We start from the raw sequence: 6,418 nt of genomic DNA on the forward strand, positions 1-6,418 counted from the left end.
GACGGAGGCTGGATCAACGGCCAACTCTTACACAGCGACGGCGGCATCACCTGACCAAAGCCCACGTAGCTCCGGAGATCGCGCGGGAAGCGGCTTCGCGGTTGGAGGGGGCGCTGTGGTCAGGTGAGTAATGTAGTCCACCCCGGCGGTGATGTTGCCCCACTGGTCGGAGCCGCCGTACTGGAGCCGGCAGCCGTGCCTGCGGTGCAGCTCGAAGTAGTCGTTGGCCTGGAGGAGCTGGTAGCTGAACTCGGTGTAGCTGATGCCCGTCTCCAGCCGCGCCTTGACCACCTCGCGGGCGAGCATCTTGTTCACCGGGAAGTGCTTGCCGACGTCCCGGAGGAACTCCACCACCGACATCTCGCCGGTCCAGTCCAGGTTGTTGACGAGTTGCGCCGCGTTCTCCCCGGAGTACGTGACGAACGGCGAGAGCTGCTCGCGGATGCGCTCCACCCAGCCGGCGATCACCTCGGGCGGGTTCAGCGTGCGCTCGGCGCTCTCCTTCGGGTCGCCGATCTGCCCGGTGGCGCCACCGACCAGCAGCAGCGGCCGGTGCCCGGCCTGCTGGAGCCGGCGGGCCATGACGACCTGCATCAGGTTGCCGATGTGCAGGCTCGGCGCGGTGGGGTCGAAGCCCACGTAGAAGGTGGTGCTCCCGCCGTCGAGCAGCTCACGCAGCTCGTCAAGGCCGGTCGAGTCCTGGATCAGGCCCCGCCACAGCAGGTCGTCGGTCAGGGAGTCCCGCCCCTGCGGGAGGTTGCTGTCGGTCACGGTCACCGATTGTCCCCCATCCACACCCCCGGCCCGTACCGGGTTTGCCGACGTGGCGGCGACTAGGCTGGCGGCGCCGTCGAACGCGAGGAGGAACCGCGGTGGACATGCCGAACCTGACCGGTGGCTTCGTGGCCCTGCTGGGCCTGACGTTCGACGAGGTCAGCGGGGACCGGGTGGTGATCCGCTGGAAGGTCCGCCCGGAGCTGCACCAGCCGTACGGGATCCAGCACGGCGGCGTCTACTGCTCGGTGGTGGAGACGGCGGCCAGCATCGGCGGCGCGCTCTGGCTGGGCGACAAGGGCAACGTCGTCGGGGTGTCGAACCAGACCGACTTCCTGCGCGCGGTGCGCGACGGCGAACTGACCGCCGTCGGCACGCCGGTGCACCGGGGCCGCAGCCAGCAGCTCTGGCTCGTGGAGATCACCGACGCGGACGGCCGGCTGGTGGCCCGCGGTCAGGTGCGCCTGCAAAACCTGACCACCTCCTGACGCATTCGCCCGAAACCGGGCACTGACGCCGATATCGTCGCCTCGGTGAGATCGTCCGCTCCCGACCCGACGTGAGGAAGCTGTTCGCCGCCACGCTCGGCGTGCTGTCGGCCGTCGGCGGCTTCGTCGACATCGGCGACCTGGTGGCGGCCAGTCAGGCCGGCGCGCTGTTCGGCATGGCCCACACCTGGGTGCTGTTGATCGGGGTGGTCGGCATCTGCGCGTACGCGGAAATGGCCGGCCGGATCGCGGCGGTGAGCGGCCGGGCGGTCTTCGACCTGGTCCGGGAGCGCCTCGGGCCCCGGGTGGCGCTGCTCAACCTGGTCGCGTCGTGGCTGGTCACGGTGGTCACGCTCGCCGCGGAGCTGGGCGGGGTGGCGCTGGCGCTGCAACTGGCGACCCGGGTGAGTCACCTGTTCTGGGTGCCGCTGGCCGCGCTGGCGGTCTGGCTGGTGCTGTGGCGGCTGCGGTTCGAGCTGATGGAGCGGATCTTCGGCCTGGCCGGGCTGTCGCTGCTGGTGTTCGCGGTCGCGCTGGTGGCGCTGCCGACCGACTGGCCGGCACTCGGGCAGGGCGCGTGGCAGATCAGCGCGGCGGGGCACGGCTGGCCGCTGTACTGGTTCGTGGCGGTGGCGCTGTTCGCCTCGACTGTCAGCCCGTACGAGGTGTTCTTCTTCTCCTCCGGCGGCGTCGAGGAGCGGTGGGGCGCGGCGGACCTGGCGCGGGCCCGTTCGAACGTGCTGATCGGCTTCCCGGTGGGCGGGTTCCTGGCGTTGTCGCTGGTGGCTGTGGCGACGGTGGCCTACCACCCGTCCGGGGTGTCGCTCAGTACGCTCGACGAGGTGGCGCGGCCGGTGGCCACGGCGCTGGGCGCCGCCGGCCTGGCCACGGCCGTGCTGGCGTTCTTCGCTGTGACGTTCGGCGCGGCGCTGGAGACGGGCCTGTCGGCGGCGTACGCGGCGGCGCAGTACTTCGGGTGGCAGTGGGGCAAGCGGGTCCGCCCTCGGGAGGCGGCCCGGTTCCACAGCGTCCTGCTGGTCGGGTTGCTGCTCGGCGTGGTGATGCTGATGACGACTGTGGACCCGGTGCGGCTGACCGAGTACATGCTGGTGCTGAGCGCCGTGGTGCTGCCGCTGACGTACCTGCCGATCCTGGTGGTCGCGAACGACAGGGGGTACCTCGGCGACCGGGTCAACGGGCGGTGGATGAACCTGCTCGGCGCGGTGTTCCTGCTGCTCATCGTCGCGGCCTCGGTGGCCGCGATCCCACTGGCGATCATGACGGGGATGGGGCCATGAGGGTTCAGCTGGCCAGGCGGCTGCTCGACCGGCAGATCGTCGACGTGGACGGGCTGCTGGTCGGGCGGGTCGACGACATCGCGTTCGCTGTCGACGACGAGGGCTTCCCGTACGTGGACAGCCTGCTCACCGGGCAGGGCGCGCTCGGCGCGCGGATCGGCGGCCGGATCGGGCGGCTGCTGGTGGCGGTCGCCGACCGGTTCACCGAGGACCCGCCGGTGCCGCCGCTGCGCGTACCGCTGGCCCAGGTCGCCCGGGTGGACAGCGCGGTGCGGCTGCGCTGCCCGGCGGCGGACCTGCCGCCGTCGCCGGTGGAGGCGTGGCTGCGCCGGCACCTGATCGAGCGGATACCGGGGTCCGGCCGTGCGAGCGGGTGAGCTGCTCGGCCGTACCGCGTACGACCTGCACGGCCGACGGCTCGGCCGGGTGGTGGACGTGGTGGTGCGCGGCGGGTGGCCGCCCGACCGGCTGCGGGTCACCGACGTGATCGTCGCCGGGCACTGGTGGACCCGGGTGATCAGCCGGCTGATCGGCCCGGAGCTGCACCCGTCCGGTCCTTGGCTGCTGCGGGTGGTGGCCCGGCTGGTCGGGCGCAGCACCCACCAGTTGCCTGCCGACGCGGTGCAACTGCTCCCGCCGGTGCCCGGCTTCCCGTTCGGCCCGCCGGCCGGACGCCACTGAGGCGCCGCCCGCCGGGCCGGCCGCCGCCGGCCGGGACAGCGCGCGGGCGGGCGCCGCTCAGCGGCGTGCCTCGTCGAGTTCCGGCGCGTCGGCCGGGTCGTCCGCGGTGTCGTCGTCCGGTGCGCCGTCGCCGCGGCCGCGGCGGCGGACGTGCACCTCGGTGATGGCCCGCTGGTCGACGTCGGCCACCGTCAGCTCCCAGCGGTCCACGGTCACCTGCTCCCCCGCCACCGTCGGGATGTGCCCGAGGCAGCTCAGCACCAGCCCGGCGACCGTGGTGTAGTCGCCCGCCGGCCGGTTCGGCAGCTCCACGCCGAGGTCGGTCAGATCGTGCACCGGGAACGTTCCGGGCAGCACAAGCGTGCCGTCGGGCTCGGTGCGCACGGAACGCAGGTCCCGGTCGGTCTCGTCGTAGATCTCGCCGACGATCTCCTCCAGGATGTCCTCCAGCGTGACGATCCCGTCGACCGCGCCGCGCTCGTCCACCACGAGCGCGATGTGCTGGCGTTCGGCCTTGAACTGGCGCAGCGCGTCGACCACCGGCAGCGAGTCGGGCAGCAGCATGGGCGGGCGGGCGATCTCGTCGACCGGCCGGTCGTCGGAGACGCCGACCAGGTCACGCAGGTGGATGACGCCGACCGCGTCGTCCAGGCCGCCGTGGCGGACCACCGGCGCCCGGGAGTGGCCGGTCGCCGCCAGGACCAGCCGCGCGGCCTCCGCCGTGGTGCCGCTGTCGAGCGTGAAGACCTGCAACCGGGGTACGAGCACCGCGCGCAACTGCCGGTCGGCGATCTCCACCGCGCCCGCGATGATCATGCGCTGTTCCTTGGTGAAGCCGTGGTTGCCGGCCACGATGTCGCGCAGCTCGTCCGGGCCGATCTCGTCCGGCTCGGCCTTCGGGTCCAGGCCGAACAGGCGTACCACCAGGTCGGTGGTGGCGCCGAGCAACCAGACGGCCGGCCGGGTGATGCTGGAGAGCAGGTCCAGCGGGCGGGCCACCAGCAGTGCCCACCGCTCGGCGGACTGCATCGCGATCCGCTTGGGCGCCAGTTCGCCGAAGACCAGCGTGACGAACGTGAGCACCAGCGTCACCGCGACGATGGCGACGGTCTCGGCGGCGTTGCCGAACGCGCTGAGCATCGGCACGAGCGGCCGGGCCAGCGAGACCGCGGCGGCGGCGGAGGCGAGGAACCCGGCGAGGGTGATGCCGATCTGGATCGTGGCCAGGAACCGGTTCGGGTCCTTCGCGAGGCGGGCCAGTGTCCGTCCGCCCCGACCGCTGCGCTCCAGCCGCTGCACCTGGCTGTCCCGCAGGGACACCAGCGCCATCTCGCTGCCGGCGAACGCCGCGTTGAGGATCACCAGCACACCGACCAGGGCAAGCTGGCTCCAGTAGCTCTGCACGACCGGTTATCTCCCTCGGCCCGATCCGGGTCGGCCGATGGCCGACTCGCCGGCCGGCAGATCCGGTCGGCGTGGCCCCTCTGTTGCCCCGCGGGACCGCCGCCGAATCATGACCGGCCGCCGGTGTCACCCGCCGGGGGCCGGGTCAGGCCGGTACGGGCAGGTCGAGCACGTACGCGCCGTCCTTGGGGCGGAATCCGAGCCGGTGGTAGTAGGGGGCGACCATGCCGGGCGGGCTGACCACCCGGCGGAAGCCCCGGTCGGTGAACAGCCGGCTGCGCCGGTAGACGAACTCGCCCGGGGTGAAGTCCCGGAACGGCGGGGTCACGTAGTCCAGGTCGATCTGGGCCACCCCGCCCGGTTCGGCGTGCGAGAGCATCACGCCGACCACCTCGTCGGCGCGTACCACGAGGAACGCCGAGCGGTCGTCGGCGGCGGCGTCCCAGCGGAAGCCCGGGTTGAAGCGGGCGATGTCGGCGGCGTGCACGCGCAGCGTGTGTGCCAGGAACGCGTCGCCGGTGCCCACCTCGACCACCTGGTAGGTCTGCTCGTCGTGCCGGGTGGCCAGCAGCTTGCGCAGGTACCAGACGTTGATCACGGTGAGCACCACGTTCAGCCCCACCATCGGCCAGACCTGCACGGCGGCGTTGTAGCCGATCAGGATGAGGCAGCCGACCAGGTTGAGCGCGCGCAGCCGCAGGATCCGGGTCTGCAGCAGGGACCAGACCAGCAGCGCGGAGCCGGCCCAGCCGACGAGTTCCAGCCAGTTCACCCGGGGAGACTAGCGGTCGCCCTGGTCAGACCCCTCGGCGGGCAGCTCCAGCACGTACTCCTCGACCTCGGTGCCGCGGCTCGGGGAGTACCCGGAGTCCTCGCCGACCACGACGAAGCCGCACTTGCGCAGCACCGCCAGGGACGCGGCGTTGTCCTTCGCGGCGCGGGCGCGCACCGGCCGCTGCGGCAGCTCCCGCAACAGCGCGGCGAGCCCTGCGGTGGCGTAGCCGCGCCCCCAGCGCCCCGGGTCGATCCAGTAGCTCACCTCGGTCCGGTCGTCGACCGGGAACGCCGCCACATGCCCGACCACCTCGCCGTCGGCGGTGACCGTGCGGTTGACGATGCGCTCGTCGGCGCGGATCCGCGCCCAGTGCGCGTCGAACGCGGCCCGGTCGGACGGGTCCTTCGGGCCGAACGCGGCCATCCAGTTGGCCTGCGGGTCCTGCTCGTGGGCGAAGAAGGCGGGCAGGTCGTCGTCTCGCACCGGGCGGAGCAGCACCTCGTTGGTCACGGCCGGAACGATACGGGCACCCACCGACACGGTCGGGACCTCCGGCCCGGTGTGTGTCCCGTCCGGCCCTGCCGCGCCGCCGGCCGGCCCGGCTACCAAGGAGGTGGAACGACGCAGTCGAGGAGGCCGGACCATGTCGAAGTACGTCTACGACTTCATCGAGGGTGACCGCAGCCAGGCCGACCTGCTCGGCGGCAAGGGCGCCAACCTCGCCGAGATGACCCGGCTCGGGTTGCCGGTGCCGCCCGGGTTCACCGTCACCACCGACGCCTGCCGGGCGTACCTGGCCACCGGGGCGCCGCCGGACGGCCTGTACGAGGAGATCAACGCGCATCTGCGGGAGGTGGAGGCGCGGCTGGACCGGTGGCTGGGCGACCCGCGGGACCCGCTGCTGCTGGCGGTCCGTTCCGGCGGGCGGTACTCGATGCCGGGGATGATGGAGACGATCCTCGACATCGGGCTCAACGACACCACTGTGGCGGGGCTGG

General features: G+C 72.5%; 8 protein-coding genes and 1 pseudogene. 5 read left to right on the forward strand and 4 right to left on the reverse strand.

All coding sequences use genetic code 11. The features are described 5' to 3' along the window. Positions 1–108: 108 nt before the first annotated feature. Positions 109–771: pseudogene (gene tyrS / locus AMK25_RS31375) on the reverse strand (tyrosine--tRNA ligase); the annotation flags it as partial. Positions 772–872: 101 nt separating this feature from the next. On the opposite strand from tyrS, the gene AMK25_RS31380 reads away from it, so the two are divergent. The 4 genes from AMK25_RS31380 (at position 873) to AMK25_RS31395 (ending at position 3,241) form a co-directional block, all read left to right on the forward strand. Beyond that, positions 873–1,262 (forward strand): PaaI family thioesterase, encoded by a 390-nt coding sequence (locus AMK25_RS31380; RefSeq protein ID WP_073831974.1) that lies wholly within the window; start codon positions 873–875, stop codon positions 1,260–1,262. A gap of 71 nt (positions 1,263–1,333) precedes the next feature. Next, positions 1,334–2,560 (forward strand): NRAMP family divalent metal transporter, encoded by a 1,227-nt coding sequence (locus tag AMK25_RS31385; RefSeq protein WP_073831975.1) that lies wholly within the window; start codon positions 1,334–1,336, stop codon positions 2,558–2,560. Then, on the forward strand, positions 2,557–2,937 hold the full coding sequence (locus AMK25_RS31390; RefSeq protein ID WP_073831976.1) for a hypothetical protein: 381 nt from the start codon (positions 2,557–2,559) through the stop codon (positions 2,935–2,937). Before AMK25_RS31385 ends, AMK25_RS31390 begins: the two co-directional genes overlap by 4 nt. Further along, positions 2,924–3,241 (forward strand): hypothetical protein, encoded by a 318-nt coding sequence (locus AMK25_RS31395; RefSeq protein WP_073831977.1) that lies wholly within the window; start codon positions 2,924–2,926, stop codon positions 3,239–3,241. The genes AMK25_RS31390 and AMK25_RS31395 overlap by 14 nt, the downstream gene beginning before the upstream one ends. 57 nt (positions 3,242–3,298) lie before the next feature. Here the strand turns inward: AMK25_RS31395 and AMK25_RS31400 are convergent, their stop codons facing one another. The 3 genes from AMK25_RS31400 to AMK25_RS31410 form a co-directional block, all read right to left on the reverse strand. Next, positions 3,299–4,645 carry a hemolysin family protein gene (locus AMK25_RS31400; protein ID WP_073831978.1) on the reverse strand — a complete coding sequence of 449 codons (1,347 nt, stop codon included), beginning with the start codon at positions 4,643–4,645 and terminating at the stop codon, positions 3,299–3,301. 145 nt (positions 4,646–4,790) lie between these two features. Then, positions 4,791–5,417 carry a hypothetical protein gene (locus tag AMK25_RS31405; protein WP_073831979.1) on the reverse strand — a complete coding sequence of 209 codons (627 nt, stop codon included), beginning with the start codon at positions 5,415–5,417 and terminating at the stop codon, positions 4,791–4,793. A gap of 9 nt (positions 5,418–5,426) precedes the next feature. Continuing rightward, on the reverse strand, positions 5,427–5,930 hold the full coding sequence (locus AMK25_RS31410; RefSeq protein WP_116511866.1) for a GNAT family N-acetyltransferase: 504 nt from the start codon (positions 5,928–5,930) through the stop codon (positions 5,427–5,429). 133 nt (positions 5,931–6,063) lie between these two features. Between AMK25_RS31410 and AMK25_RS31415 the strand changes: the two genes are divergently transcribed. Further along, positions 6,064–6,418 (forward strand): PEP/pyruvate-binding domain-containing protein (locus AMK25_RS31415; protein ID WP_274534197.1); only part of this gene is annotated, 355 nt, incomplete at its 3' end.

Origin of the sequence: Micromonospora sp. TSRI0369 (genome assembly GCF_001905625.1) — a bacterium.
Classification (GTDB): domain Bacteria; phylum Actinomycetota; class Actinomycetes; order Mycobacteriales; family Micromonosporaceae; genus Micromonospora; species Micromonospora echinospora_A.

Coding starts and splice junctions, on each gene's coding strand:
- AMK25_RS31390 (WP_073831976.1), top strand. CDS start 2,557: ATGAGGGTTCAGCTGGCCAGGCGGCTGCTCGACCGGCAGATCGTCGAC.